Annotated in this window: 22 protein-coding genes and 1 pseudogene; 12 read left to right on the top strand and 11 right to left on the bottom strand. The window is 75.4% G+C overall.

The window, feature by feature from the left end:
- The first annotated feature begins 117 nt into the window (after positions 1–117).
- Positions 118–1,200, top strand: a complete 1,083-nt coding sequence (locus AB0442_RS02775; RefSeq protein WP_366160167.1) for an alpha/beta fold hydrolase — start codon at positions 118–120, stop codon at positions 1,198–1,200.
- Between the two features lie 240 nt (positions 1,201–1,440).
- Here AB0442_RS02775 and AB0442_RS02770 read toward each other — a convergent pair whose 3' ends face one another.
- Both AB0442_RS02770 and AB0442_RS02765 read right to left on the bottom strand, forming a co-directional pair.
- The gene (locus AB0442_RS02770) at positions 1,441–2,289 is read right to left on the bottom strand and encodes an SMP-30/gluconolactonase/LRE family protein (RefSeq protein WP_366160166.1); all 849 of its coding nucleotides are present in this window, start codon (positions 2,287–2,289) and stop codon (positions 1,441–1,443) included.
- Between the two features lie 138 nt (positions 2,290–2,427).
- Positions 2,428–3,603: an 8-amino-7-oxononanoate synthase gene (locus AB0442_RS02765; protein ID WP_366160165.1), complete on the bottom strand. Its 1,176-nt coding sequence runs from the start codon at positions 3,601–3,603 to the stop codon at positions 2,428–2,430.
- A gap of 140 nt (positions 3,604–3,743) precedes the next feature.
- Between AB0442_RS02765 and AB0442_RS02760 the strand changes: the two genes are divergently transcribed.
- The 5 genes from AB0442_RS02760 (at position 3,744) to AB0442_RS02740 (ending at position 8,452) form a co-directional block, all read left to right on the top strand.
- A complete protein-coding gene (locus AB0442_RS02760) occupies positions 3,744–5,324 on the top strand; it encodes a PucR family transcriptional regulator ligand-binding domain-containing protein (RefSeq protein ID WP_366160164.1) in 1,581 nt (526 codons plus the stop codon).
- A gap of 84 nt (positions 5,325–5,408) precedes the next feature.
- Entirely contained in the window at positions 5,409–6,224 is an 816-nt protein-coding gene (locus AB0442_RS02755; RefSeq protein WP_366160163.1) for a YncE family protein, read from the top strand.
- Between the two features lie 149 nt (positions 6,225–6,373).
- Complete coding sequence (locus AB0442_RS02750) at positions 6,374–6,613, top strand: hypothetical protein (RefSeq protein ID WP_363540717.1); 240 nt, start codon at positions 6,374–6,376, stop codon at positions 6,611–6,613.
- Between the two features lie 114 nt (positions 6,614–6,727).
- Complete coding sequence (locus tag AB0442_RS02745) at positions 6,728–7,309, top strand: TerD family protein (protein WP_366160161.1); 582 nt, start codon at positions 6,728–6,730, stop codon at positions 7,307–7,309.
- Between the two features lie 153 nt (positions 7,310–7,462).
- Positions 7,463–8,452, top strand: coding sequence for a hypothetical protein (locus AB0442_RS02740; RefSeq protein WP_366160159.1), 990 nt, complete (start codon positions 7,463–7,465; stop codon positions 8,450–8,452).
- 8 nt (positions 8,453–8,460) lie between these two features.
- Here AB0442_RS02740 and AB0442_RS02735 read toward each other — a convergent pair whose 3' ends face one another.
- The 3 genes from AB0442_RS02735 to AB0442_RS02725 all read right to left on the bottom strand — a co-directional run bounded on the left by AB0442_RS02735 (position 8,461) and on the right by AB0442_RS02725 (position 11,064).
- On the bottom strand, positions 8,461–8,988 hold the full coding sequence (locus AB0442_RS02735) for a PadR family transcriptional regulator (RefSeq protein WP_366160157.1): 528 nt from the start codon (positions 8,986–8,988) through the stop codon (positions 8,461–8,463).
- A gap of 52 nt (positions 8,989–9,040) precedes the next feature.
- Positions 9,041–10,690 carry a phosphoglucomutase (alpha-D-glucose-1,6-bisphosphate-dependent) gene (gene pgm, locus AB0442_RS02730; RefSeq protein ID WP_366160156.1) on the bottom strand — a complete coding sequence of 550 codons (1,650 nt, stop codon included), beginning with the start codon at positions 10,688–10,690 and terminating at the stop codon, positions 9,041–9,043.
- A 173-nt stretch (positions 10,691–10,863) separates the two neighbouring features.
- Complete coding sequence (locus tag AB0442_RS02725; RefSeq protein WP_366160154.1) at positions 10,864–11,064, bottom strand: hypothetical protein; 201 nt, start codon at positions 11,062–11,064, stop codon at positions 10,864–10,866.
- A gap of 250 nt (positions 11,065–11,314) precedes the next feature.
- On the opposite strand from AB0442_RS02725, the gene AB0442_RS02720 reads away from it, so the two are divergent.
- The 5 genes and pseudogenes from AB0442_RS02720 to AB0442_RS02700 all read left to right on the top strand — a co-directional run bounded on the left by AB0442_RS02720 (position 11,315) and on the right by AB0442_RS02700 (position 15,389).
- Positions 11,315–11,956, top strand: coding sequence for a restriction endonuclease (locus AB0442_RS02720; RefSeq protein ID WP_366160153.1), 642 nt, complete (start codon positions 11,315–11,317; stop codon positions 11,954–11,956).
- 50 nt (positions 11,957–12,006) lie between these two features.
- Positions 12,007–12,269: pseudogene (locus tag AB0442_RS02715) on the top strand (pyridoxamine 5'-phosphate oxidase family protein); the annotation flags it as partial.
- Between the two features lie 443 nt (positions 12,270–12,712).
- A complete protein-coding gene (locus AB0442_RS02710) occupies positions 12,713–13,084 on the top strand; it encodes a hypothetical protein (protein ID WP_366160151.1) in 372 nt (123 codons plus the stop codon).
- A 186-nt stretch (positions 13,085–13,270) separates the two neighbouring features.
- Positions 13,271–13,870: a carbonic anhydrase gene (locus AB0442_RS02705; protein WP_366160150.1), complete on the top strand. Its 600-nt coding sequence runs from the start codon at positions 13,271–13,273 to the stop codon at positions 13,868–13,870.
- A 49-nt stretch (positions 13,871–13,919) separates the two neighbouring features.
- Positions 13,920–15,389 (top strand): SulP family inorganic anion transporter, encoded by a 1,470-nt coding sequence (locus AB0442_RS02700; protein WP_366160149.1) that lies wholly within the window; start codon positions 13,920–13,922, stop codon positions 15,387–15,389.
- Between the two features lie 69 nt (positions 15,390–15,458).
- Here the strand turns inward: AB0442_RS02700 and AB0442_RS02695 are convergent, their stop codons facing one another.
- Together AB0442_RS02695 and AB0442_RS02690 are read right to left on the bottom strand one after the other, a co-directional pair.
- A complete protein-coding gene (locus AB0442_RS02695; protein ID WP_366160147.1) occupies positions 15,459–16,886 on the bottom strand; it encodes an FAD-binding oxidoreductase in 1,428 nt (475 codons plus the stop codon).
- A gap of 155 nt (positions 16,887–17,041) precedes the next feature.
- Positions 17,042–18,283, bottom strand: coding sequence for an erythromycin esterase family protein (locus tag AB0442_RS02690; RefSeq protein WP_366160146.1), 1,242 nt, complete (start codon positions 18,281–18,283; stop codon positions 17,042–17,044).
- A gap of 58 nt (positions 18,284–18,341) precedes the next feature.
- On the opposite strand from AB0442_RS02690, the gene AB0442_RS02685 reads away from it, so the two are divergent.
- A complete protein-coding gene (locus AB0442_RS02685; RefSeq protein ID WP_366160145.1) occupies positions 18,342–19,094 on the top strand; it encodes a TioE family transcriptional regulator in 753 nt (250 codons plus the stop codon).
- Positions 19,095–19,208: 114 nt separating this feature from the next.
- Here AB0442_RS02685 and AB0442_RS02680 read toward each other — a convergent pair whose 3' ends face one another.
- From AB0442_RS02680 to AB0442_RS02665, 4 genes are all read right to left on the bottom strand, one after another.
- The gene (locus AB0442_RS02680) at positions 19,209–19,868 is read right to left on the bottom strand and encodes a lactate utilization protein C (RefSeq protein ID WP_366160144.1); all 660 of its coding nucleotides are present in this window, start codon (positions 19,866–19,868) and stop codon (positions 19,209–19,211) included.
- Positions 19,865–21,307 (bottom strand): lactate utilization protein B, encoded by a 1,443-nt coding sequence (locus AB0442_RS02675; protein WP_366160143.1) that lies wholly within the window; start codon positions 21,305–21,307, stop codon positions 19,865–19,867. Before AB0442_RS02675 ends, AB0442_RS02680 begins: the two co-directional genes overlap by 4 nt.
- On the bottom strand, positions 21,304–22,146 hold the full coding sequence (locus tag AB0442_RS02670) for a (Fe-S)-binding protein (RefSeq protein ID WP_366160141.1): 843 nt from the start codon (positions 22,144–22,146) through the stop codon (positions 21,304–21,306). The genes AB0442_RS02675 and AB0442_RS02670 overlap by 4 nt, the downstream gene beginning before the upstream one ends.
- 255 nt (positions 22,147–22,401) lie before the next feature.
- Positions 22,402–23,766, bottom strand: a complete 1,365-nt coding sequence (locus tag AB0442_RS02665; RefSeq protein WP_366160140.1) for a M64 family metallopeptidase — start codon at positions 23,764–23,766, stop codon at positions 22,402–22,404.
- Positions 23,767–23,878: the final 112 nt, after the last annotated feature.

The raw sequence follows: 23,878 nt of genomic DNA, 5'->3' as shown, positions 1-23,878 counted from the left end.
GCGGTTGTCGGAGGGAACGGACGGTTGTTGGACGCGGGCGGGGACGGCTTGGTCTGCTGGGTCCTCCGGCGGGACGGCTCCCGCCGCCGCCCGTGCACCCCGCAAGCGAGGACTCCGATGACCGACAGCCCCGACCTCTCCTTCCTCGACGCTCCCGGCGTGATGGCCGGCTACGCCGAGGAGACCCGCCCGCGGGCGCACGGTGCCGGCCTCGACGTCTGGGAGTACGGGCGGGTCGCGGCCGGTGTGGCCTCGTTGCGCGAGTGGCCCGCCGCCTGCCGGGCGGCCGCGCGGCGGCACCTGGCGGTCGCGGAGGCCGCCGCGGCCGCGGGCCGGACCCGGACGGCCGGCGAGGCCTACCGGACGGCGGCCCGCTGGTTCCACGTCGGCGGGCTCGTCCCCGACCCGGACCGGGCGGCGGCCGCCCGGACGGCCGGTGCGGCGGACGAGGCGATGCGCTCGGCCCTGGCCCTGCTCGAACCGGACGCCGAACGGGTCGAGGGCGAGGGCTTCGCCGGGTGGCTCCGGCGCCCGGCAGGCGGGCGGCCGGCGCCGGTGGTGGTGGTCGTGCCCGGACTGGACTCCGGCAAGGAGGAGTTCCACGCCGTGGCGGAGGCGCTGCTCGCCCGCGGCACGGCCGTCCTCGCGATCGACGGACCGGGCCAGGGCGTCCTGGCGACGACCAGCACCTTCGAGCCGGACTACGGGAAGGTGATCGGCCGTGCCGTCGACCACCTGGCCGGCCGGGAGGGCCTCGACACCGAGGACGGCGTCGCGGTGATCGGGCTGAGCCTGGGCGGCTGGTTCGCCGCGGCCGCCGCCGCCCGGGAACGGCGGGTCCGGGCGGCCGCCCTGGTCAGCGGCCCGTACCGGCTGGACTGGGACGGACTCGTGCCCTTCGTCGTCGCCACCCTGACCCAGCGCTGCGGCGGCCCGGCGGCGGCCCGGGAGTTCGCCGACCGGGTCGACCTCGGCACGATCACCGCGGAGCTCGACCTCCCGCTGCTGGTCGTCGAGGGCGGCGGCGACCGCATCCCGGGCGTCACCAACGCCGACCTGCTGGCCCGTCAGCTCGAGAACGCCGAACTCCTGCTCGTCCCCCACGGCAACCACCTGCTCGGCACCGCCCTCCCCGACTGGCTGCCCGCCACCGCCGACTGGCTCGCCGAGGCCGTCCGCACCGCGCCGCCACGGGCCTGACACCGACCGCGGCCCGGACCGTGGCGCCGGGGTGGTCGGACGGGCCGCCAACGCCTGGATCCACCTCGACGACGGGGACGTACCTCGCGTGAGGCTTCAACTCGACCTGAAGGAACGTCGTTCGCGGGGATGGAGATCTGCGGGTTCGTGCCGGGGCCGGCCTCGGCGGCGGATCCGGACCGGCCCGCCGGTGTGCGGTGATCCGAAGGGCACCGGGTCACCGAGGGTCGACGTGTGCGGTCAGGGCCTCGGGGCCGGCGGGGCGGGGGCGGGGACGGTGAGGAGGAGGCCGGTGCGGGCGGCGGTGGCTACGGCGGCGCCGGTCCATTCGGCGGCGGTGATGTAGAGGGTGGGGGTGCCGCCGGGGGTGCCGAGGGCGCAGGAGAAGCAGCCGCGGTCGGTCTCGACGGTCTGCAGGACGTCCCCGCCCTCGCGGACCCTGACGCAGCGCCGGTTCGGCACGTCGGCGTACCAGAGGGCGCCCTCGGCGTCGAGGCTGATGCCGTCCGGGGCGGAGCCCTCGATCTCGGCCCAGGTGCGGCGGTCGGTGAGGCTGCCGTCGGGGGTGATGTCGAAGGCGGTGATCCGGGCGGCGTACGACTCGGCGACGAGGAGGGTGGTGCCGTCGGGGGTGACGGCCATGCCGTTGGGGAAGCCGAGGTCGCCGGCGACGGTGCGGGCGGTGCCGTCCGGGGTGACGAGGGCGACCAGTCCGGGGGCGGGCGGTTCGCCGGACATCAGGTCGAAGCCGATGCAGTTGGCGTAGGCGTTGCCGCGGCCGTCGGCGGCGACCTCGTTCCAGGGCCGGTCGCAGAGCGGGCGCAGGTCGGCGTACGGCACGAGGGTGCCGTCGGCCTCGCGGCGCAGCAGCCGGCGGTCGCTGCCGGCGAGGACGAGCAGCCTGCCGTCGGGCAGCGGGTCGATGCAGAACGGGAAGGCGTCGACGCGGCCGGCGCTCCCGCGGGTGCCGGTCGCGTCGACGGTGATCAGCTCGTGGGCCCCCCAGTCGCAGAACCAGAGCCGGTCGTCGTGCCAGCGGGGTGACTCCCCGAGGACGAGTCCGTCCAGGAGGACGCGGGGTTCGGGCACGTCGGGGACTCCTCGCTGGCGACGGTTGCAAGGCACCATCATGGCCAACCGGGGGCCCGCGGCGGACTCGCGCGGGGGTGTGTCGGCACGGCCGTTCCGGGGGCGCGGCAGGTCCGCCCCGGCGCCCCGGAACGGCCGTCAGGCGGGGCCGGTGGCGGCGATGATGCGGACGGCCTCGGTGATCTGGGCGTCCGTCAGGTCGCCGCGGGCGGTGAGGCGCAGGCGGGAGATGCCGTCGGGGACGGACGGCGGGCGGAAGCAGCCGACGGCGAGTCCGGCGGTGCGGCAGTCGGCGGCCCACTGGACGGCGGCCTCCGGGCCGGGGGCGCGGACGGAGACCACCGCGGCGTCCGGGGTGGAGGCGTGCAGGCCGGCGGCGGTGAGGCGGGCGGCGAGGGTGTGGGCGACCTCGCGGGCGCGGTCGGCGCGGTGCGGTTCGGCGCGCAGCAGGCGCAGGGCGCCGAGCGCGGCGCCGACGGCGGCGGGCGCGAGGCCGGTGTCGAAGATGAAGGTGCGGGCGGTCTCGGTGAGGTGCCGGATGACGCGGCGGGGGCCGAGGACGGCGCCGCCCTGGGAGCCCAGCGACTTGGAGAGGGTGACGGTGGCGACGGTGTCGGGCGCCCCGGCGAGGCCGGCGGCGGCGAGGGCGCCGCGGCCGCCGTCGCCGAGGACGCCGAGTCCGTGGGCGTCGTCGACGAGCAGCGCGGCACCGTGGGCGCGGGCGGCGGCGCAGTGCCCGGCGAGCGGGGCGGCGTTGCCGTCGACGGAGAAGACGGAGTCGGTGACGACCAGAGCCCGGCGGTGGCTGCGGGTGGCGAGCACCTCGCGGACGGCGTCCGGGTCGGCGTGCGGGGCGCGGTGGACGTCGCTGCGGGCGAGCCGACAGCCGTCGATCAGCGAGGCGTGGTTGTACGCGTCGGAGACGATCAGCGTGTCGGGGTCGGTGAGCGCGGTGAGGGCGGCGAGGTTGGCGGCGTACCCGGTGGAGAACACCAGGGCGGCCTCGAAGCCGCAGAACTCGGCGAGTTCGTCCTCGAGTTCGGTGTGCAGCGCGGTGGTGCCGGTGACCAGGCGGGAGCCGGTGGCGCCGCCGCCCCAGCGGCGGGCGGCCTCGGCGGCGGCCTCCGTGACCGCGGGGTGGTGGACGAGGCCCAGGTAGTCGTTGCTCGCGAGGTCCAGCACCGGGTCGTCGGCGGGCCGGCTGCGCAGGGTGCGGGTGAGACCGGCGCGGGCGCGGAGGTCGGCGGCCTCGTCCAGCCAGTCGAAGACGGCGGAGGGTGCGAGGGTCGGTTGCGGCGCGGTGGGGTGGACCATGGCCGCACTCTGGCACGGCGGCGCTACGGGCGGCAACGTGCGCCGTCCCACAGTGACGGGGTGTGTCGGCCCGGCCCCCGGCGGGGGGTGCTGCGCGTAGACTCCCCCGACCGGCTGGAGTCCTGGCGAGGGGAGAGCTGGTGGAGAACGGCCGCCTGACCGTGCGGGACGTGCTGGCGCTGGAGCTGGTCGCGCCGTGGGACGCGGAGGTGGTCGCCTGCCCGGAGGGGCTGGACCGGGCGGTGCGCTGGCTGCACGTGGCGGAGGCGGCGGACGTCGCGGTGATGCTGACCGGCGGTGAGGTGGTGCTGACGACCGGTCTGCTGCTGGCCGGTGACGAGCGGGCGCAGGCCGCGTACATGGAGTCGATGGGGCGGGCCGGGGCGGCCGCGGTGGTGCTGGGGCTGGGGCGGGCGTTCTCGACGACGCCGGAGGCGATGCGGCGGGCGGCGCAGCGGTACGGGGTGCCGTTGGTGGTGCTGCACCGGCCGGCGCCGTTCGCGCGGCTGACGGAGGAGGTGCACGCGCGGCTGCTGCACGGCCGGTACGCGGCGCTGGACCTGTCGGACCGGATGGGCGGTGCGCTGACGGCGCTGAACCTGTCGGGGGTGCCGCTGCAGCGGCTGCTGGACGAGGTCGCGGGGTTCGCGGGCTGTCCGGCGGTGGTGGTGAACCTGGCGCACCGGGTGCTGGCCTCGGCCGGGGAGCCGGGTGCGCTGGGCGATCTGCTGCGGGACTGGGATCGGGTGTCGCGTCAGGTCGCGGAGCTGCTGGGGAACGGTCCGGTGACGCCGGGGCCGGACGGCTGGGTGGTGGCGCGGCTGGAGGCGCGCGGCCGGCAGTGGGGGCACCTGGTGCTGTTCGGGCACCTGGGCGGCGAGGAGACCGGGCGGGTCGTGGGCCGGCTGGCGGCGGAGGCGCTGGCGGTGCACCGGCTGCTGGCGGACCCGGTGAGCGGCCGGCAGCGCGGCTGGGAGGACCAGGCGGCGGAGGCGCTGCTCGCGGACCTGGCCTCGGGCACGGCCCGGCCCGAGCAGTTGCTTCCGCGGTTCCGGGCGGCGGGGCTGCCGACCGAGCGGCGGACCTTCGTGCCGGTGGTGCTGCGGCCGCCGTCCGGGTCGCGGGTGGTGTGCGAGGCGGTGCGCCGCACGCTCGCCGAGGAGGCGATGGCGGGGCTGGTGGCCCGGGTCGGGCCGGACGGGGCGATCGCGGTGCTGCTGAGCGTGCCGCCGGAGCGCGACGCGGACGCGGAGGTGGACCGGCTGGCGGCGCGGCTGCAGGAGGGCGCCGCGGGGTCGGTGCTGGGTGCGGGTTTCGGCTGCCGGGTGCTGGACGAGGTGCGGCGTTCCTTCCTGGAGGCGGTGCACGTGGCGGACGCGGCGCTGGCCGGTCCGCCGTCCGGCCCGGTGGCGCGGCTGCGGGACGTGCGGCTGCGCGGGCTGGTCCGGCTGCTGCGGGACGAGCCGGAGCTGCAGGCGTTCATCGGGCGCGAGCTGGGCCCGCTGCTGGGGCACCGGGAGCTGCTGGACGTGCTGCGCACCTACCTGCGGACGGGCCGGAACAAGTCGCTGGCGGCGCAGGAGCAGCACGTCAGCCGCCCGGCGATGTACCGGCGGCTGCAGAGCATCGAGGCGCTGCTGGGGATCGACCTGGACGACCTGGAGCAGCTGACCTCGCTGTACGTGGCGCTGCTGGCGCACGACGCGCAGCGCGGGCCGTGACGGCGGCGGGGCTGGTTTGCCCGGGCCGGTGGGGCGGGCGACCCTGGGGGTGCCGGTGTCCGCGGCTCGTCAACGGAGCAGATCATGGCAGTTCCCCGTCCCGTCCCGGCCGCTCCGGCCGACGGCCGGGGCTTCGAGACGGTCCCGGTCGGCGAGGGGCCGCACGGTGTGACGGTGAGCCGGGACGGCAGCCGGGTCTGGGTGACCTGTGCGCGGACGGGTTCGCTCACGGCGCTGGAGCCGACCCGGCGGCAGGTCGCGGCGGTGCACCGGGTGGGGACGTCGCTGTACGGGGTGGCGGTGAGCCCGGACGGGGAGCGGCTGTACACCGCGGACCCGGCCCGTTCCGCGGTGTCGGTGGTGGCGGCGGAGAGCGGCGCGGTGACGGCCGAGACGGTGTTCGAGGAGCGTCCGTTCGGGCTGGTGGTGGCGCCGAGCGGGGCGCGGCTGCTGGTGTCTGCGCCGCGCGAGAACGCCGTCCTGGTGACGGACGGCCTGGGTGCACCGCTGGGCCGGATCACCGGGGTGGACTTCGCGGTGGGGCTGGCGCTGAGCCCGGACGGCGGGCTGCTGTACGCGGCGAACCGCTTCGCGGGCACGGTGAGCGTGCTGGACGTATCGGCGCTCGGGTCGCTGGAGGGCGGTGCGGCGGCCGTCGTGGTGGCCCGGATCCCGGTGGCCCGCGGCCCGTACGACCTGGCGGTGGGGCCGGACGGCGGGCGGTTGTACGTGGCGCACTTCCCGTTCGACCTGGTGTCGGTGGTGGACACCGACGAGCGGGCGGTGGCGGGCACCGTCGCGGTGCCGGACGGGCCGCGCGGGGTCGCGGTGAGCCCGGACGGCGCCAAGCTCTACGTGGCGAACGGCTTCGCGAGCACGGTGACGGTGGTCGAGCTCTGAGCCGGCCCGCCGGTCCGGCGCAAGGGCCCGGGGCTGTGACGATGACGGCCGGTTTCCGACCCGCCACCCGGCGCGTTCGCCCGCACCGGGGCTCTACAGGGCTGTAGAGTCCAACGGCCGGGTGCGAACGACACGGGAGGCGGTCGACGGTGGACGACGGGCGGGCGAAGGTGTGGGAGCCGCCGCAGGCGCAGGTCGAGCAGGCGTACCAGCCGGTCGAGGTCCGGTTCGAGGACGGCAGCTGGGCGGTCGGCCGGATCAACGCCTGGTGGCGTCCGGCGGACGGCAGCCCGTGGTGCCGGGTGCGGGTGCTGCGCCGCGGCGGCGCGGAGCGCTGGATGCCCTTCGACCCGGAGCAGCTGCTGCTCCTGCCCGCCGGCGGCATCTGAGCGGGCCCGGCGGGAGTCGACCGGTCCTCCGGTGGGAAGATCCTCCCCGTCGGCGGGCGCCGCACGGGCCGGCCGGCGGCACGGCGTCGATGCTGCGAAAGGGTGGCGGACCGGATGAGCGTGAACCTGGGCAAGGGCCAGAAGGTCGACCTCGGCAAGCCGGACGGCGGTGCGCTGGAGGTCGTACGGATGGGCCTCGGTTGGCAGGCCGCTCCCCGCAAGGGGTTCTTCGCCAAGCTGATGGCCCGTGACATCGACCTGGACGCCTCGGCGGTGCTGTTCGCGGGCCGCACGCCGGTGGACGTCGTCTACTTCCAGCACCTGACCAGCTCCGACGGCTCGGTGCGGCACGGCGGCGACAACCTGACCGGCGGCGCGGGGCAGGGCGCGGACGACGAGGTCATCACGGTGGACCTCACCCGGGTGCCGGAGAAGGTCGACCAGATCGTCTTCACGGTCAACTCGTTCACCGGCCAGACCTTCCAGGACGTGCAGAACGCGTTCTGCCGGCTGGTCGACGACGCCACCGGCCGCGAGCTGGCCCGCTACACGCTGACCGGCGGCGGCAGCCACACCGCGCAGATCATGGCGAAGGTGCACCGCTCGAACGGCGGCTGGCAGATGACCGCGATCGGCGCGCCCACCCAGGGCCGGACCTTCCAGGACGTGATCCCGGACATCGAGCGGCACCTGTGAGCCGTCGCTGACCCGTCCCCGGCCGCGGCTCCGGGCCACGGCGCGCCTCCGTCGCCGCGGCGGGCCACACTGGGGGCGAGGGCCCCAGGGCTTGTCCGACGATTCGCGCAAGCCTCGAAAGGCCTGCCGCGGCACGGGACGGAGGCAGCTCGGATGGGTGGTGCCGAGCCCCGTGCAGCCGAGCGCGGGCGCGCCCCGTGGCCGCCGATCGACCTGCTCGGACGGATCCGGCACGACCCCACGCACATGGCCGAGCGGGCCGCCCTGTTCGGTGTCGAGCGGCTCGGCCGGGAGTCGGTCGAGCGGCTGGCGAAGATGCGCGCGAAGGTGCCGCCGGATCGGCTCAAGGACACCGTGGTCGAGCGGGGCGTGCACACCGCGATCGCCGAGGGCGCCTTCGTCGGCGGGCCCTTCATCGGCCTGATCCCGGTGATGTTCTGCGCCGCGCTGCTCGCCCAGGGCCGGATGGTGCTGGAGCTCGCCGAGCTGTCGGGGCGGTCGGCCACCGATCCCGAGCGGGCCGTCGACATGCTGGTGCTGCAGGGCGCCTACCCCACCCGTGACGAGGCCCGGCGGGCGATCGCCGAGCTGCCGGAGCCCGAACCGGCGGCGCACGTGCCCGAAGGCCCGGCGGAGGGCGAGCCGGCGCCCAAGCTGTCGCTGCGCGAGTGGCTGCACGTGGTCGAGCGGATGGCGTACGTGCTCGGGGTGATCTCGCCGGGCGGGAGCAGCGCGGCGGCGGCCGGGCGGCTGCGGTACCTTCGCTGGGCGGCGGTGGCGCTGCTGGTCGCCGTCGGCCTGATGCTGCCGTTCGTCTGGGTGCCGGTGCTGGGCGTGGCGTACCGCTCGGCGACGCTGCGGCTGGCGACCCGGGCGTCGATCCTGTTCGGGCTGGTCGAGGACGAGCGGGACGAGGCGACGAAGACCCGCGGCCGGGGCAGGGTGCGGCCGCTCGCGATGCTGGTCGCCCTGCGGACGATCGCGGTGCTGGTGGTGCCGTTCGCCGTCTCGGTGCTGATGGTCTTCACCGGCGCCCACATCGCGAACCAACGGTGGCTGGCGGTCGCCGCCGGGGTGGTCGGGGTGTCGATCGGCTCCTGCCTGGTGTGGCGGTTCCGCCAGTGGCGGCGCACCGGGCACTGACGGCCGGATCACCCGAACTCGGCGAGCGCGGCCTCCAGCCACTCCACCCAGTGGGTCTCCAGGCCGACCCCGGCCTGCAGCACCAGGTGCTGCAGGCGGTTCTCGGCGTCCGCGCGCTCGGCCGGGAAGTCCCGCTGCTCGATCTCCCGGTACTCGGCCAACTGCTGCTGGTGCAGCTCCAGGTGGCGGCGCAGCTCGTCCTTCAGCGAGGCACCGGTGCCGACCGCGGCGGCTGCACGCAGGCGCAGCAGCAGCGGGTCGCGGTTGGGCCGCGGGTCCTGGGGCTGCCCGATCCAGTCGGTGAGGGCGGCCCGGCCCTCCGGGAGCACCTCGTACTCCTTGCGCTGGCCGCGGCTGGGCGGCTGGGGGACGGCGCGGATCAGGCCGTCCTTCTCCAGCCGCCCGAGCTCGCGGTAGATCTGCTGGTGCGTGGCGGACCAGAAGTAGCGGATCGACTTGTCGAAGCGGCGCGTCAACTCCAGCCCCGAGGACGGCTTCTCCAGCAGGGCGGTGAGGATGGCGTGCGGCAGCGACATGGACCGATCCTAGATCGTCGGGGCACCGGCGGTGCAGGACCGGCCCGTGCGGTCAGTCCGTGCCGCCGAGGGCCTCGGCGACGACCGCGCGGGCCTCGGCCTGGACCTGGGCGAGGTGCTCGGGGCCGTGGAAGCTCTCGGCGTAGATCTTGTAGACGTCCTCGGTGCCGGAGGGGCGGGCGGCGAACCAGGCGTTCTCGGTGCAGACCTTGAGGCCGCCGATGGCCGCGCCGTTGCCGGGCGCCTCGGTCAGCACCGCGGTCACCGGCTCACCGGCCAGCCGGTCGGCGCGGACCTGGGCGGGCGAGAGCTTCGCCAGGACGGCCTTCTGCTCGCGGGTCGCGGGCGCGTCGACCCGGGCGTAGGCGGGGTCGCCGAACCGGGCGGTGAGGTCGCCGTACAGCTCGGAGGGGCTGCGGCCGGTGACGGCGGTGATCTCGGAGGCGAGCAGGGCGAGCAGGATGCCGTCCTTGTCGGTCGTCCACACCGAGCCGTCGCGGCGCAGGAAGGAGGCGCCGGCGGACTCCTCGCCACCGAAGGCGACGCTGCCGTCGAGCAGCCCGTCGACGAACCACTTGAAGCCGACCGGCACCTCGACCAGCTCGCGCTTCAGCTCGGCGGCCACCCGATCGATCATCGAGGAGGACACCAGGGTCTTGCCGACGGCCGCGGTCTCCGCCCAGCCGCCGCGGTGCCGGTAGAGGTAGTCGATCGCGACGGCGAGGTAGTGGTTGGGGTTCATCAGGCCGCCGTCGGGGGTGACGATGCCGTGCCGGTCGGCGTCCGCGTCGTTGCCGGTGGCGACGGCGTACTCGTCCTTGCGGCCGATCAGCGAGGCCATCGCGGACGGCGAGGAGCAGTCCATCCGGATCTTTCCGTCCCAGTCCAGCGTCATGAACCGCCAGGTCGGGTCGGTGAGCGGGTTGACCACGGTGAGGTCGAGGCGGTGGGTCTCGGCGATCCGGCCCCAGTAGGCGACCGAGGCGCCGCCGAGCGGGTCGGCGCCGATCCGCACGCCGGCGGCCCGCACCGCGTCCAGGTCCAGCACCTGCGGGAGGTCCTCGGTGTAGGCGCCGACGTAGTCGTGGCGGCCGGTGGTGTCGGCGGCCAGCGCCCGCGCGTACGGGATCCGGCGCACGCCCGCGAGGCCCGCCTCGATCAGGGCGTTGGCGCGGTCCTGGATCCAGCCGGTGGCGGCGGAGCCGGCCGGGCCGCCGCTCGGCGGGTTGTACTTGAAGCCGCCGTCGCGCGGCGGGTTGTGCGAGGGGGTGACCACGATGCCGTCGGCGAGCGGGCCGGCCGGGTGGGCCCGGTTGTGGGCGAGGATCGCGTGCGACACCGCGGGGGTCGGGGTGTAGCCGTCCTCGCTGTCGAGCAGCACGGTGACGCCGTTCGCGGCGAGCACCTCCAGGGCGGTGGCCCGGGCCGGCTCGGAGAGCGCGTGGGTGTCGATGCCGAGGAACAGCGGACCGGTGGTGCCCTGCGCCGCCCGGTACTCGCAGATCGCCTGGGTGGTCGCGGCGATGTGGTCCTCGTTGAACGCGGTGTCCAGCGAGGAACCGCGGTGCCCCGAGGTGCCGAACGCCACCCGCTGGCCGGGCTGCGCCGGGTCGGGGTGCAGCGTCCAGTACGCGGTCACCAGCCGGGCCACGTCCACCAGGTCCTCGGGGCCTGCGGGCTCACCGGCACGAGCGTGCACCATCGTCTCTACCTCCTGGTCACCGCCCGCCGTCCGGACCGGCGGGGCGGGGCGTGTGCGCCGCCTCCGTCGGCGGCCGCAGCGCGTACGCCTTCAGACCTACCCCGGCCACCGGCCCGCATTCGACAACCGACCCGGTCGGACGCGTCGCGCCGCCCGGCGGTGCGCGGAGGGCGTCATCGGGCGGCGGCGGTGGCCTCGCCGACGAGGTGGAGGACGGCCTGGCCGAGCGGGGTGGCGGCGATCAGGATGCCCAGGGTGGCCGCGCTGAGCACGGTGACCGTCTCGTCGACGCGCGAGCGGGCCTGCGTCTGCCGGCGGAGCCGGACGAGGATGACGATCGCGAGGAAGACGCTCGCGCTGACGCTGTACTGCATGCCCCACCCCTGGTCGTGCACCGACAACTCCGGGTGAGCATGCCGGAGCCCGTGCCGGCGGGGGCGGAGACCCGGAAACCGGGCCGGTCGGGGCAGGTGGTTCGGCCACCGACCAACGCGATCCGGTCAACTCGCGCCGCACGGAGCAGGGGTTCGCCCGTTCCCCGGCGAACGGTCGGCGGCCGCTCCTACGATCACGGGCACGCCGTTGCCCGAGGTGGTCCGAGATTGTCCGAGGGGGGAGGACGCCGTGGCCCGCAGACCGGTACGACGACGCCGGAGCGCCGCGCGCCGGGCCCGGCAGGCCCGCGACAACGCCGTGGTGCTCTTCGGCAGCGCGCTGGCCGCACTCGCACTGGTGGCGGCCTTCGTGACCTGGCTGGCCCACCACCTGTTCCTGGTGCTCGGCCTGCTGGCCGTCGGCCTGGTCACGGCCGTGGTCGTCCTGCGCCGCCGGGCCGCCGCCGACCGCCGCGCGTTCGAGGCCCGCGCGGCGCAGCTGCGGCACATCGGCGCGTTCCTCGGGATGAGCCCGAAGGGGTTCGAGCAGGCGCTCGCGGACCTGTGCCGGCGGGACGGCTGCACCGGGGTGACGGTGGTCGGCGGGACCGGCGACCTGGCCGCGGACGTCCTGGCGACCACACCGGGCGGCCAGCGGATCCTGATCCAGGCCAAGCGGTACGGGCCCCGGACGTTCGTGGGCTCCCAGGACGTGCAGAAGGTCAACGGCACCTACCGCGACGTCCACCGCTGCGACGTGGCCGCCGTGGTGACGACCAGCACCTTCACCAAGCCCGCGGCGGCGTTCTGCGCCCAGGTCGGCATCCGCATGGTCGACCGCCGCGCACTCGCCCTGTGGGCCGAGGGCACCGGCCGACCGCCCTGGAGCTGAGCACCGGGCCTGCGCGGCAGCCGTCCTGAGGACGCTTCCGGTGGCCGCCGCCGCTCGGGCCCGGCAGGACGGGGAGCCGGGGCGCACGGCTCTTCGGCCGGGCCGGGTGCTGTCCGAGGGCGATCCCGGCTTCGACCGCTACTGGCCGGCCTTCCGCCGGCAGTCCGACCACGTCGAGCGCTCCCGCTCCCTCGACGAGCCACCGACCGGGCCGATCGTGGTGATCGAGGCCGACCGGATCGTCTCCACCGAACACCGGCTCCGGCGCGAGGGATTCGCGCCCCGCCGGTTCTGGACCCGGGCGGACAACTAGTGCCGCGTCAGGCAACCTTCGCCCCTCAAGGAGCGGCGTCCGGTGCGTGCTGTCGGCGTGCCGGCCGGAAGTCCTCGTACTGAACGTACTCGGACTTCCGTCCGGTGCGGCGAGAGTGCGTGCCGGGCGTCGCGACGGGGCGAAGGTTGCCTGACGCGGCACTAGGGCTTGCGGAGGGGGTGGCCGGGGGGGTGGGACGGCTCTGCTCCGGCGGACGGGTAATCCCCGGACGATCACACGCACGAGTGACGTCACCCCCGTGCGCCCTTCCTGCTCCCCCTCACTCTCCGTCACCGTGGCTCCCGGGCGGATCGCTCGGACACGTACCGATACCGGCCGCCTTCCTGTCACGATCTCCACATCTCGAGGAAACTGATCTGTCATCAGATGCGTTTATCACCGTGAACATGCCCAGCTGAACGGCGACGGAAGGGGGAGCACCGATGCGTACGCGCAGCTCGGTCACGGGCCTGTTGGCGGCCCTGCTCGGTCTCGCCCTGCTGCTGGGCGGGGGTGCCGCGGGGACGCTGAAGCCCCGCCAGTCCGTCCCGGTCGCGGCCTCCGCCACCGTCGCCGAGCACAAGGAGACGGAGAAGGAGCTGCCCGCGGGCGTGCCGTTGCGGCACGGCCCGCACGCCGTCGGCCGGCCCGCACCGGGCGGCGGCGCCGCCCTGCGGCCGGTCGGCCAGCCCGTGGCGTCCACTGCGGCGTCCGGCCACGACGCCCGTCCGAGGGCGCCGGGGGTTCCCCTCCCCTACCCGTCCAGACCCACCGGTGGGTCCACCGCCTCCGTGTACCAGGTCTTCCGCTGCTGAGCGGGCCCGCGGCCCGTCCTCCGGGCCCCGCCGCCCGGCCCGCTGCCGTACCGCGCTGATCCTCGCCGATCCGCGCCCGGCCGCGCCGCCGCACGCCCACGGCGACCGTCGCCGTTGCGGTGTGAAGACCTCGTCGACACCACGCCCCCGCGCCGAGGCGCGCCGGGGCCATGGAGGTATGCCCCGATGGACCCCTTGATCGACCGTGCCCGTTCGTTCCGCGACCGTGCCGCCCAGGACGGCCGGCAGTTCCTCGGCCTGGCGGCCGGGCAGTCCCCGCAGGCCCTGTTCATCACCTGCTCCGACTCACGGGTCGTCCCGTCGCTGATCACCGGCGCCGACCCCGGCGACCTGTTCGAGCTGCGCACCGCGGGCAACATCGTCCCGCCGTACCGCACCGACCGCCCCTCCGGGGAGGCCGCGACCGTCGAGTACGCCGTGGAGGTGCTCGCCGTCCGCGACATCGTCGTCTGCGGCCACTCGCACTGCGGCGCGGTCGGCGCGGTCGTCCGCGGCGAGGACCTCAGTGCCGTGCCGGCCGTCCGCGGCTGGCTGGCGACCACCGACCGCACCGCACTCGCCGGGCCCACCGAGGTCTTCGACCCCACGGTGGCCGGACCGGTGCAGCGGCACGTCCTCGCGCAGCTCGACCGGCTGCACGCCTACCCGGGCGTCGCCCGGCGCACGGCCGCCCGCGAACTGCGGCTGCACGCCTGGTTCTACGAGGTGCACACCGGCCTCGTCCTGGCCCACCGGCCGGACGCCGACGCCTTCCTCCCACTCTGAGCGGCCCTTGAGCCGGCCGTTCCACGACCGACCCACAGAGGACCTCATGTTGCGTACAACCGCATTCGACCCGCCCGCCCTCCGGGCGGACTTCGCCGCCTCCCTCGTCGTCTTCCTGGTGGCCCTGCCGCTCTGCGTCGGCGTCGCCGTCGCCTCCGGCGTGCCCGCCGAACTCGGCCTGGTCACCGGCATCGTCGGCGGCCTGCTGACCGGTCTGCTGCCGGGCAGCAGCCTCCAGGTGTCCGGGCCGGCCGCCGGCCTGACCGTGCTCGTGTACGAGGCGGTCGCCGAGTTCGGCGTGGCCGCGCTCGGCGTCATCGTGCTGGCCGCCGGCCTGCTGCAGCTGCTGATGGGCGTGCTGAGACTGGGCCGCCTGTTCCGCGCCATCTCGGTGTCCGTGGTGCACGGCATGCTGGCCGGCATCGGCCTGGTGCTGATCGCCGGACAGCTCTACGCACTGGCCGGCGCCAAGGCCCGGGGCAGCGGTCCGGCGAACATCGCCGGACTGCCGGGCCTGGTCGCCGACACCGCCCGCTCCTCCACCGGCCTCGCCTCGCTCGCCGTCGGCGCCGGCACCGTGGCGGTGCTGGTGCTGTGGAAGAAGCTGCCCGCCAAGGCCCGGGCGCTGCCGGCGCAGCTCGCCGCGGTCGGCCTGGCCACCGCGGTCGTCGCGGTGCTCGGCCTGCCGGTGGCCAAGGTGGAGGTGAAGGGCCTGCTCGGGGTGATCGAGCCGCCGTCCGCCTCCGGCCTCGCGGTGCTCGCCGACGCCGGGGCGATCGCCACCGTCCTGGCGTTCACCCTGATCGCCTCGGCGGAGAGCCTGTTCAGCGCCGCCGCGGTGGACCGGCTGCACGACGGCCCGCGCACCGACTACGACAAGGAGCTGATCGCCCAGGGCGCCGGCAACACCCTGTGCGGTCTGCTCGGCGCCCTGCCGATGACCGCCGTCATCGTCCGCAGCGCCGCCAACGTCCAGGCCGGCGCCCGGACGAAGGCCTCCCGCGTCATGCACGGCGCCTGGCTGCTGCTGTTCGCCGCACTGCTGCCCACCGCACTCGGGGTGATCCCGCTCTCCGCACTGGCCGGCGTCCTGGTGCACGCAGGGTGCAAGCTGCTGCCCGTCTCCGCGATCCGGCCGCTGTGGCGCTCGCACCGCGGCGAGGCCGTGGTGCTGGTGGCCACGGCCGTCGCGATCGTCGCCACCAACATGTTCGAGGGCGTGCTGCTCGGCCTCGTCCTCGCGGTGCTGAAGACGGCGTGGGAGACCTCCTCGGTGCACCTGGAGGTCACGGACACCGCCGACGGCCCGATCCGGGTCGCGATCCTCGGCAACGCCACCTTCCTGCGGCTGCCGCGCATCCTGGACACCCTGGAGGCGCTGCCCCGCGACCGCGCGATCGAACTCGACCTGAGCGCGCTGCGCCACCTCGACCACGCCTGCCGCACGGCGCTGCAGGACTGGGCGGGCCGGCACAACGAGTTCGGGGTCGACCCGGTGCACGCACCCGCGCTGCGCTGAGCCCGCCGCCCGCCGTGCCGCCGCCTTCCACGGCCGCGGCACGGCGGGCCGCTCGCCCGCGTACGGGCCTCAGTCCTCCGCGGGCGGGATGTTCTGGTTGAGGCGGAACAGGTTGCCCGGGTCCCATCGCCGCTTCAGTGCGCGCAACCGTCGGTACTTGGCGGCGCCGTACGCCTGCTCGATCCGCGAATCACCTTCGTCCATCAGGAAGTTGACGTACACACCGGTGTGGTGCCGGGTCAGCGCCGACCAGAAGCCGCGGACCCACTCCTGTTCCTCCTCGAAGCCCTCGGGGCCCGCGCAGCTGCCGTTGATGTTGAAGGTGTGCCCGGCCGAACGGCCGCTGAAGGCGGTGTCGTCCTCGCCGGTGCGGGAGATCGCACCGCCGAGGTGGAAGATCGGGAAGCTGGTCAGCGGCGAGCGGATCCCGCGGACCCGGTCGGCGGTGATCTCGATGATCTCGTCGGTGAGTTCGGCGGTGTCGAAGGACTTGAAGTAGTACCAGCGGCGCCGCGGGTAGGACGGGTCGAGCATCGCCTGGTGCTCGGTGAAGGGCTTCGCCCGGCACAGGTCGGCGACCGGCGGGCCGAAGCGGCGCAGCGGGCGCAGCACCCGCTCACCCTCGTCGAGGTCGCCCGTCCAGCAGCAGATGACGACGGCGATCGGCCGGCCGTGCCACTCGGAGGGGATCTCGGGCAGCGGCAGGGCCTTGCGGTGCACGACCGCGGTGGTGAGCCCGTCGGGCACGTCGGCGATCCACTCGCGGTAGAAACGCAGCAGCCGGGCGGAGTCCGCGGCGTCCCAGATGATCGGGCCGGCGAGGACGGCCGGGCCGACCGGGTTGAGCCGGAACTCGAACAAGGTGACGATGCCGAAGTTCCCGCCGCCGCCGCGGACCCCCCAGAACAGGTCGGGGTTCTCGTTCTCGCTCGCCCGGACGTAGCCGCCTTCGGCGGTGACCAGGTCGACCGAGAGCAGTTGGTCGATCGTCAGGCCGTGGCGGCGCATCAGCCAACCGATGCCGCCGCCGAGGGTGAGGCCGGCGAGCCCGGTGTGGGTGACGATCCCGGCGGGCACGGCCTGGCCGAACTGCTGGGTCTCGTGGTCGAGTTCGCCGAGCAGCACGCCGGCCTGGACGCGGGCGGTGCGGGCCTGCGGGTCGATCCGGATGCCCTTGAGCCGGGACAGGTCGGCGACCAGCCCGCCGTCGCAGAGCGACTGGCCGGGGAAGCTGTGGCCGCCGCTGCGGACGGCGAACGGCACCCCGGTGGCGGCGGCGTGGCGGACGGCGGCGATGACGTCGGCGACCCCGGCGCAGTAGGCGATCGCCGCGGGTCTGCGGTCGACGGAGCCGTTCCAGATCTGCCGGGCCAGGTCGTAGCCGGGGTCCGCCGGCGTCACCAGGTCGCCGCGGAGGGCGGCGGCGAGGCCGTCGGTCTCCGGGTCGGGTCGCGGCGCCGCGCGGTCGGTCGTGCCTGTGCCGGTCACCGTGTCCATGGCCACTCCCGTCTCGGGCAGCCCCCCGCCTCCCCAGTCTGGCACCGGGCCCGCCGCGGCACCGTCCGGTCCGCCACGGGCCCGGTCAGCCGCCGCCCGGCCCGCCGCCACGCGGTCCGCCGACGTCCGGCCCGCCGCCGTCCGCTCCGGCGGTCTCAGCCCTGCGGGCCGACGTCCCTGACGTACAGCAGCCCGTCCACGGCGGCCAGGTGGGCCGGGTCGAGCGGGGCGTAGCCGAACCAGGGGGATTCCCGGGGTGCGGGCGGCGTCCCGGTGAGGGCGGCGGCCAGCCTGCGGGCATCGACGAGGACGTGGTCGTCCGGGAGTGCGTGCAGGAGTCCTTCGACGGTGTCCGGCGGTGGGGTGTCCACGCCGCGGTGCCGGATCGTGCCGAGGGCGGTGTGGACGAAGGCGTAGTCGGCGCCGGGGCGGGCGGCGACCAGCGCTCCGGCGCTCCACCACTCCAGCCGTACGCCGCCCATCCGCATGCTGCTCCTCTCCCGCTGCAGATGGCTGTTGTGGGCGAAGACCAGCACCGGGCCGCGTTCGGCGAGGGCGAGCAGGTTGTCGGCCATCATCGCGCCGCGCAGGCCGATCAGGCGGGCCATCCGGCCGGGCGAGGTGTCGGCCGTCCAGTGGTGGTAGCGCAGCAGGCCGACGGCGGTGCGCGCGTACAGGCGGGCGCGGTCCCACTCCTCGCTCGGGTCCCGCTCGTCGCCCGGGTCCGGCTGCGCGCTCGGGTCGGCGGCGGTCAGCTGCGGGGTGAGGGTGTCGAGCAGTGCCACCAGGTCGTCGGCGATCAGCCGTAGCTGCGCCGCCTCGGCGGACTGACCCGCCGAGCGGGTCGGGTCCGTCATCGCGGCGGGCTCCGTCCACCGGTCGTCGGCGCCGAGCAGCCGGTCGAGCGTCGCCGCGGTGCACGGGAGCAGGTCCGGGTCCGCGTGGTCCGCGAGGTGGCGGTGGAGCGCGGTGAGGGCCGCGCGGGGGCTCTCGGCGCCGGTGATCTCCAGCGGGCCGTCGAAGCCGGCGAAGCGCACCTGCTCGGCGGCGGGCCGGCCCTCGTTGTGGGCGCGCATCCAGCGGACGAGCTCTCGGTTGGCCGCGGAGGCCCCGAACCCGTGGCTGAAGCCGTGCGCCACGGCCTCGTCGAGGGTGCCGGCGCCGGTGGTGACGTACGCGTCGACGCGCAGGCCGGCGAGGCAGTCGCTCTCGATCGCGATCGTCCGGTAGCCCTCCTGTTCCACGAGCTGCCGGAAGAGCCGGTTGCGCAGGTCGAGCAGGTCGTCCTCGCCGTGCGTCGGCTCGCCCAGGGCGAGCATCCGCGGCCGGGACGGCAGCAGCGCCAGCAGCGCGGCAGCGTCGACCGGGCGGACGGATTCCTTGATGTCAGTCGCCATGCATTCAACGGTATCGTTGAAGCTTCGGTTGAAACTTTTCCCCGACACCACCAGGGTCATGGCACGAAACCTTCAAAGCGGTGAGCGGCTCCGACCGGTCGACCTGGCGCGCGGGCACGGGCTGTCCACGCAGGCGGTCCGGAACTACGAGGAGGCCGGGATCCTGCCGGCCGCCGAGCGCAGCGAGCACGGCTACCGCAGCTACACCCCGCTGCACGCGGCGGCGCTGCGCGCCTTCCTCGCCCTGCTGCCCGGGCACGGCCACCGGACGGCGACGGCGGTCATGCAGGCCGTGAACGCGGGCGCGGACGAGGAGGCCTTCCGGCTGATCGACGAGAGCCACGCCCAGCTCCTCGGCGACCGGCAGACCCTCCGCGCGGTGGAGGACGCGCTCCGCGGCCTGGCTCCGGCGGCCGCGGAGGGGCGTGCCGGGCCGTCGGACGGACCGGGCGGGGATGCCCGCGCGCGCGGCAGGTTCATCGGGCCGCTCGCGGAGGAGCTCGGCCTCCGGCCCGCGACGCTGCGCGCCTGGGAGCGGGCCGGGCTGGTGCGTCCGCGCCGCGACCCGCTGACCGGGTACCGGGTGTACGACGAGGCGGACGTGCGGGACGTCCGCCTCGTCCACCAGCTCCGGCGCGGCGGCCACCTGCTGGAGCGGATCGCCCCGCTGATCGCCCAGGTGCGGGCGGCCGGCGGGCTGGAGCCGCTGGAGGCGACGCTGCAGGACTGGCACGCCCGGCTGGCCGCCCGCGGACGGGCGATGCTGGCCGGTGCGGCCGCGCTGGAGGCGTACCTGCGGGCCCGCGGCTGAGCACCGGACATCCCGGCACCGGCGGGGTCGGGCCCGGTGGGGGCGGGGTCGGCGGGGACGGGGTCGGCGGGGTCAAGCCCGGCAGGGGCCGTCCCTGCCGGGCAGGGCCGTGGGTCAGTTCCGGGGGTCGTGGTCCTCGACCAGGACGACGTCCAGGGTGCGGGGGCCGTGCACGCCCTCGACCCGGGTCAGTTCGATGTCGCTGGTGGCGGACGGGCCGGAGATCCAGGTGTGCGGGCGGGCCGGGTCCAGGCGGGGCAGGGCCTGCGGGACGGAGGCGACCACCTGGTCGGCGCGGACCACGCAGACGTGGTGGTCGGGGACGAGGGTGAGCACCCGGCGGCCCTGGCCGGGGCCGCCGTCGAGGATGATCGTGCCCGTCTCGGCGACGGCGAGGGCGCAGCCCGTGACGACGCTGTCGGTGGTGTCGAGCCGGTGGGCCGTCAGGGTGCCGTCGTCGGGGCGCCGTTCGGCCTCCGCCGCGGCGAGCCAGGCGGCGGGCAGGCCCGGGGGGACGGCGACGGACCGGGATCCGTGGTCGGCGAGCAGCCGGGCGAGCAGGCCGGGCAGCGTCTCCTCGGTGCAGCGGTGCACCCGGGCGCGGTAGTCGGCCAGGTTCTCGGCGAGCAGGTCGAGGACGGCCTCGGGGTCGTCGAGGACGTGCGCGAAGCGGTAGTCGCGGTGGACGGGCGGGCGGGTGGCCTCCTCACCGGCGGGGACGTCGGTGAGGGCGCTTCGGATGCGGGCGAGGACGGTGTCGCGGGAGGTGCTCATGCAGGGCCGTCCTTGCGGTCGCGGTGCTCGGCCCACCAGGCGCGGAAGGATTCGGCGGGCAGGTCGGGGAGGTCGCGGGTATCGGTCCAGGCCTTGGCGGGGCCGGGCAGCGGGAGCTTGCGGGGGTGCAGGGCGCGGGTGGCGGAGGCGGCGCGTTCGGCGGCGGCCAGCGCGGCCGGATGGTCGAGCAGCCAGGTGGCGGCCTTCATCGCGGCCTTCTCGACGCGGTGGCCGGGGCCCTGCTCGACGGCCTGTTCGCGCAGGTGGACGAGGACCTCGGGGATGTCGATGGCGACCGGGCAGACCTCGTAGCAGGCCCCGCACAGCGTGGAGGCGAACGGCAGCGAGGCGTCGAGTTCGGTGCCGAGCCCGCGCAGCTGCGGGGTGAGGATGGCACCGATCGGGCCGGGGTACGGGGAGCCGTAGGCGTGGCCGCCGGCCCGCTCGTACACCGGACAGACGTTGAGGCACGCGGAGCAGCGGATGCAGCGCAGCGCCTGGCGGCCGACCCGGTCGGCGAGGGTGGCGGTGCGGCCGTTGTCGAGCAGGACGAGGTGGAAGGCCTTGGGGCCGTCGCCGTCCGTGGTACCGGTCCAGGTGGAGGTGTAGGGGTTCATCCGCTCGGCGGTGGAGGAGCGGGGCAGCAGTTGGAGGAAGACCTCCAGGTCCTGCCAGCTGGGGATGACCTTCTCGATGCCGACGACGGAGATCAGCGTCTCCGGCAGGGTGAGGCACATCCGGCCGTTGCCCTCGGACTCGACGACGACCAGGGTGCCGGTCTCGGCGACCAGGAAGTTGGCGCCGGAGACGGCCACCTCGGCCCGCAGGAACTTCTCCCGCAGGTGCAGCCGTGCCGCCTCGGCGAGTTCGCCCGGCGCGTCGGTGAGGCCCTCGGGCGCGGGGCGGCCCCAACGGCCCATCGCCTCGGCGAAGATGTCGCGGATCTCGCCGCGGTTGCGGTGGATCGCGGGGACGAGGATGTGCGAGGGCAGGTCGTCGCCGAGCTGCACGATGAGCTCGGCGAGGTCGGTCTCGTAGGCGGTGATGCCCTCGGCGGCCAGCGCCTCGTTCAGCCCGATCTCCTGCGTCGCCATCGACTTGACCTTGACCACCTCGCTCTCGCCGGTGGCCCTGACCAGGTCGGCGACGATCCGGTTCGCCTCGGCGGCGTCCGCGGCCCAGTGCACCACTCCCCCGGCGGCGGTCACGGCCGCCTCGGCCTGCAGCAGGTAGTGGTCGAGCCGGCGCAGCGTGCGCTCCTTGATCTCCTTGCCGGCGGCCCGCAGTTCGGCCCAGTCGTCGAGTTCGGCGACCGCCCGGGCGCGCTTCTCGCGGATGGTGCGGGTGGCGTGGCCGAGGTTGGCCCGCAGGGTGGCGTCCTTGGTGGAGTCCTTCGCGGCTTCGGGGAAGGCGGGCATGCCCAGGTACGCGGAGCTCATTCGGCGCGCCCTCCCGCACCGGCGGTGGCGGCAGTGGCGGAGGCGACGGCCGTGGGTGCGGTGTGGGCCCGGCGGGGTGCGGGCGGTCGGTACGGGGCGGCCTCGGTGGCGGCGAGGATCTCGGCGAGGTGCACGGCCTGCATCGGGGCGCCTCGGCGACGGAGGGTGCCGTCGAGGTGCAGCAGGCAGGAGTTGTCGGCGCCGCACAGCACCTCGGCGCCGGTGCCGAGGGCGTTGCGGACCTTGTCGGCGCCCATCGCGGCGGACACGTCCGGGTTCTTCACCGCGAAGGTGCCGCCGAAGCCGCAGCACTCCTCCGCGCCGGGCAGTTCGACCAGGTCCAGCCCCTTCACCGCGGCCAGCAGCCGGCGCGGGCGGTCGCCGAGGCCGAGCATCCGCAGCCCGTGGCAGGACGGGTGGTAGGTGACGGTGTGCGGGAAGTACGCGCCCACGTCCACCACGCCGAGCACGTCCACCAGGAACTCGGTGAGTTCCAGCATCCGGGGGGCCAGCGAGGCGGCGGCGTCGGCGAGTTCGGTGCCGCGGCCCTCGGCCTGGGCCCGGGCGCCGATCCGCGGGTAGGCCTCCCGGACCATCGCCGCGCACGACCCGGACGGGGTGACCACGTGGTCGTAGCCGGCGAAGGCGGCGGCGGTGCGGCGCACCAGCGGCTCGGCCTCGCGCCGGTAGCCGGTGTTGTACTGCGGCTGCCCGCAACAGGTCTGCGCGGCCGGGAAGTCGACCGTCACCCCGAGCCGCTCCAGCAGCTCCACCACGGCCCGGGCGGTGCGCGGGCGCACGGCGTCGTTGACGCAGGTGGCGAACAGTGCGACACGCATCGCGGCTCCCTCGGCGGCGGTCGTTGGCGGCGTCTTGCAGTTCGGCGGTGCTGCTGTGCTGCGGGTACGGCGGTGCTGCGGCACGGCAGTTCGGCGGTGCGGTACGGCACTGGGCGGGGCGGCGGCGCGGGGCGTCGTCGCGGGGAGTGTACGGCCGCCGGGCGCCCCCGGGTGGATCCGCCACGCATGTCGGCCGAGGTCGGCCGAGGTCGGCCGGATCCCGCCGCCCGGGGCCCGCGGGATCCGGCCTCCGGGTCAGGGGGTGCCGGTGACCCGCCAGGTGAGGGTGTCGGTGGCGAGGTCCCGGATCTGCGGGTCGCGGACGGCGGCGGTGCGGTCCACCGAGACCGCGGTGAGCCGGTGCGTCCTGCCGTCCGGGCGGACGCCGAGCGCAGCCGGCACGACCGAGGTGCGGCCGCGGACGGAGCGGACTTCACCGCCGTCGAGGTACCAGCGCAGCTCGGGCGCGGCAAGGCCGGAGAGCGCGGCCGGGGCGACGGTGATCCGGGTGCTCCGGCGGACGGTGCTGCCGGTGGGCAGGTCGCTGCTCAGCCCGTTGGCCTTGCGGTAGAAGCCGGCGATCATCGCCTCGCGGCCGGGCAGGTTGAACTCGGTGCTGGAGAGCGTGCGCATGATCGAGGTGGCGGTCGGCCGGTAGAGGCCGTGCGGGTAGTAGTCGCTGCCCTCGTAGGTGCCGACGGTGCCGCCGGCGGGGTCGTCCGCGCCGAGCCAGCGGTACCACTTGGCGCGGTCGGCGAGCAGTTGGTCGGCGGTGCGCACGGTGGAGTTGGGGCCGTCCGTCTCGCCGCCCGTCCAGGTGCCGTAGGAGTCGTAGGCGTACTCGTCGTGGAGCTGCCCGACGGAGTGGCCTATCTCGTGGGCGGCGATCAGGCTGGAGGCGGCGTTGTCGGAGGAGAGGGTGGACACGCCGTCGAAGGGGTAGCCCTCGGCCTCCAGCCCGTAGTAGCCGGCGCCGCCGTACTTGGCCGAGTTGGCGACGACCACGACCAGGTCGGCGGCGGGTGCCTTGGCGGCGTAGGCGGCGACCTTGTCGAGGTCGGTGCAGACCAGTCGTTCGGTGTCGGCGCACCAGAAGTAGCTGCCGAGGGCGGTGTCCCGCACGGTGCCGGTGTCGGGGTCGCCGCTGATGCCGGAGTCGTGCGAGACGGCGTCGACCGTCCAGACGTTGAACAGTCCGCGGTAGCTGCGGTACGGCTCGATCGCGCTGATGGCGGCCCACTTGGCGGCGGCGGCCGTGTGGAAGGCGTCCTGCTGGTCGGCGGTGTAGCCGTCGCCGACGATCACCACGTCGAGGCGGTCGGCGGTGGGGCCGGTGACCGCGAGCCGGCCGACGGCGCCGTCCCCGGTGACGTCGCCGGGTGCGGTGCGCCCGGATACGCCCTTGCGGTGTCCCGGCGCCGCGACCGGGACGCGCACTCTGCGGCCCTCCGCGTCCGGGCCGGTGAAGGCCTCGGCCGTGACCGTCCGCCCGTCCGGTGCGGCAGTTGCGGCGGCCGGGCCCGCGGGCGGGGTGGGGGCGGCCGCGGCGGGGGCGGTCAGCGCGGCGGCGAGGGTGAGGCCGGCGGCGAGCGCGGCGTAGCGGGGCATGCGGGTGCGCACATGCCCTCCTCTCGGTTGAGGGCTTGTTAAGAGGCGAGTTAAGTGTGTTTAACTCGCCGCTGAACATAGGCCCGCCGGCGCGGCCCTGCAAGGGGCGGCGCACCGATTCCCG

The sequence above is a fragment of the Kitasatospora sp. NPDC085895 genome, assembly GCF_040702125.1.
GTDB lineage: Bacteria > Actinomycetota > Actinomycetes > Streptomycetales > Streptomycetaceae > Kitasatospora > Kitasatospora arboriphila.
This window is presented reverse-complemented; position numbering and strand designations above follow the sequence as displayed.

Excerpts from the sequence above, each read along its gene's own strand:
- AB0442_RS02775 (WP_366160167.1), top strand. The coding sequence starts at position 118 with ATGACCGACAGCCCCGACCTCTCCTTCCTCGACGCTCCCGGCGTGATG.
- AB0442_RS02765 (WP_366160165.1), bottom strand. The coding sequence starts at position 3,603 with ATGGTCCACCCCACCGCGCCGCAACCGACCCTCGCACCCTCCGCCGTC.
- AB0442_RS02725 (WP_366160154.1), bottom strand. The coding sequence starts at position 11,064 with ATGCAGTACAGCGTCAGCGCGAGCGTCTTCCTCGCGATCGTCATCCTC.
- AB0442_RS02740 (WP_366160159.1), top strand. The coding sequence starts at position 7,463 with ATGGGTGGTGCCGAGCCCCGTGCAGCCGAGCGCGGGCGCGCCCCGTGG.
- AB0442_RS02710 (WP_366160151.1), top strand. The coding sequence starts at position 12,713 with ATGCGTACGCGCAGCTCGGTCACGGGCCTGTTGGCGGCCCTGCTCGGT.
- AB0442_RS02705 (WP_366160150.1), top strand. The coding sequence starts at position 13,271 with ATGGACCCCTTGATCGACCGTGCCCGTTCGTTCCGCGACCGTGCCGCC.
- AB0442_RS02695 (WP_366160147.1), bottom strand. The coding sequence starts at position 16,886 with ATGGACACGGTGACCGGCACAGGCACGACCGACCGCGCGGCGCCGCGA.
- AB0442_RS02735 (WP_366160157.1), bottom strand. The coding sequence starts at position 8,988 with ATGTCGCTGCCGCACGCCATCCTCACCGCCCTGCTGGAGAAGCCGTCC.
- AB0442_RS02680 (WP_366160144.1), bottom strand. The coding sequence starts at position 19,868 with ATGAGCACCTCCCGCGACACCGTCCTCGCCCGCATCCGAAGCGCCCTC.
- pgm (WP_366160156.1), bottom strand. The coding sequence starts at position 10,690 with ATGGTGCACGCTCGTGCCGGTGAGCCCGCAGGCCCCGAGGACCTGGTG.
- AB0442_RS02685 (WP_366160145.1), top strand. The coding sequence starts at position 18,342 with ATGGCACGAAACCTTCAAAGCGGTGAGCGGCTCCGACCGGTCGACCTG.
- AB0442_RS02675 (WP_366160143.1), bottom strand. The coding sequence starts at position 21,307 with ATGAGCTCCGCGTACCTGGGCATGCCCGCCTTCCCCGAAGCCGCGAAG.
- AB0442_RS02670 (WP_366160141.1), bottom strand. The coding sequence starts at position 22,146 with ATGCGTGTCGCACTGTTCGCCACCTGCGTCAACGACGCCGTGCGCCCG.
- AB0442_RS02755 (WP_366160163.1), top strand. The coding sequence starts at position 5,409 with ATGGCAGTTCCCCGTCCCGTCCCGGCCGCTCCGGCCGACGGCCGGGGC.
- AB0442_RS02690 (WP_366160146.1), bottom strand. The coding sequence starts at position 18,283 with ATGGCGACTGACATCAAGGAATCCGTCCGCCCGGTCGACGCTGCCGCG.
- AB0442_RS02745 (WP_366160161.1), top strand. The coding sequence starts at position 6,728 with ATGAGCGTGAACCTGGGCAAGGGCCAGAAGGTCGACCTCGGCAAGCCG.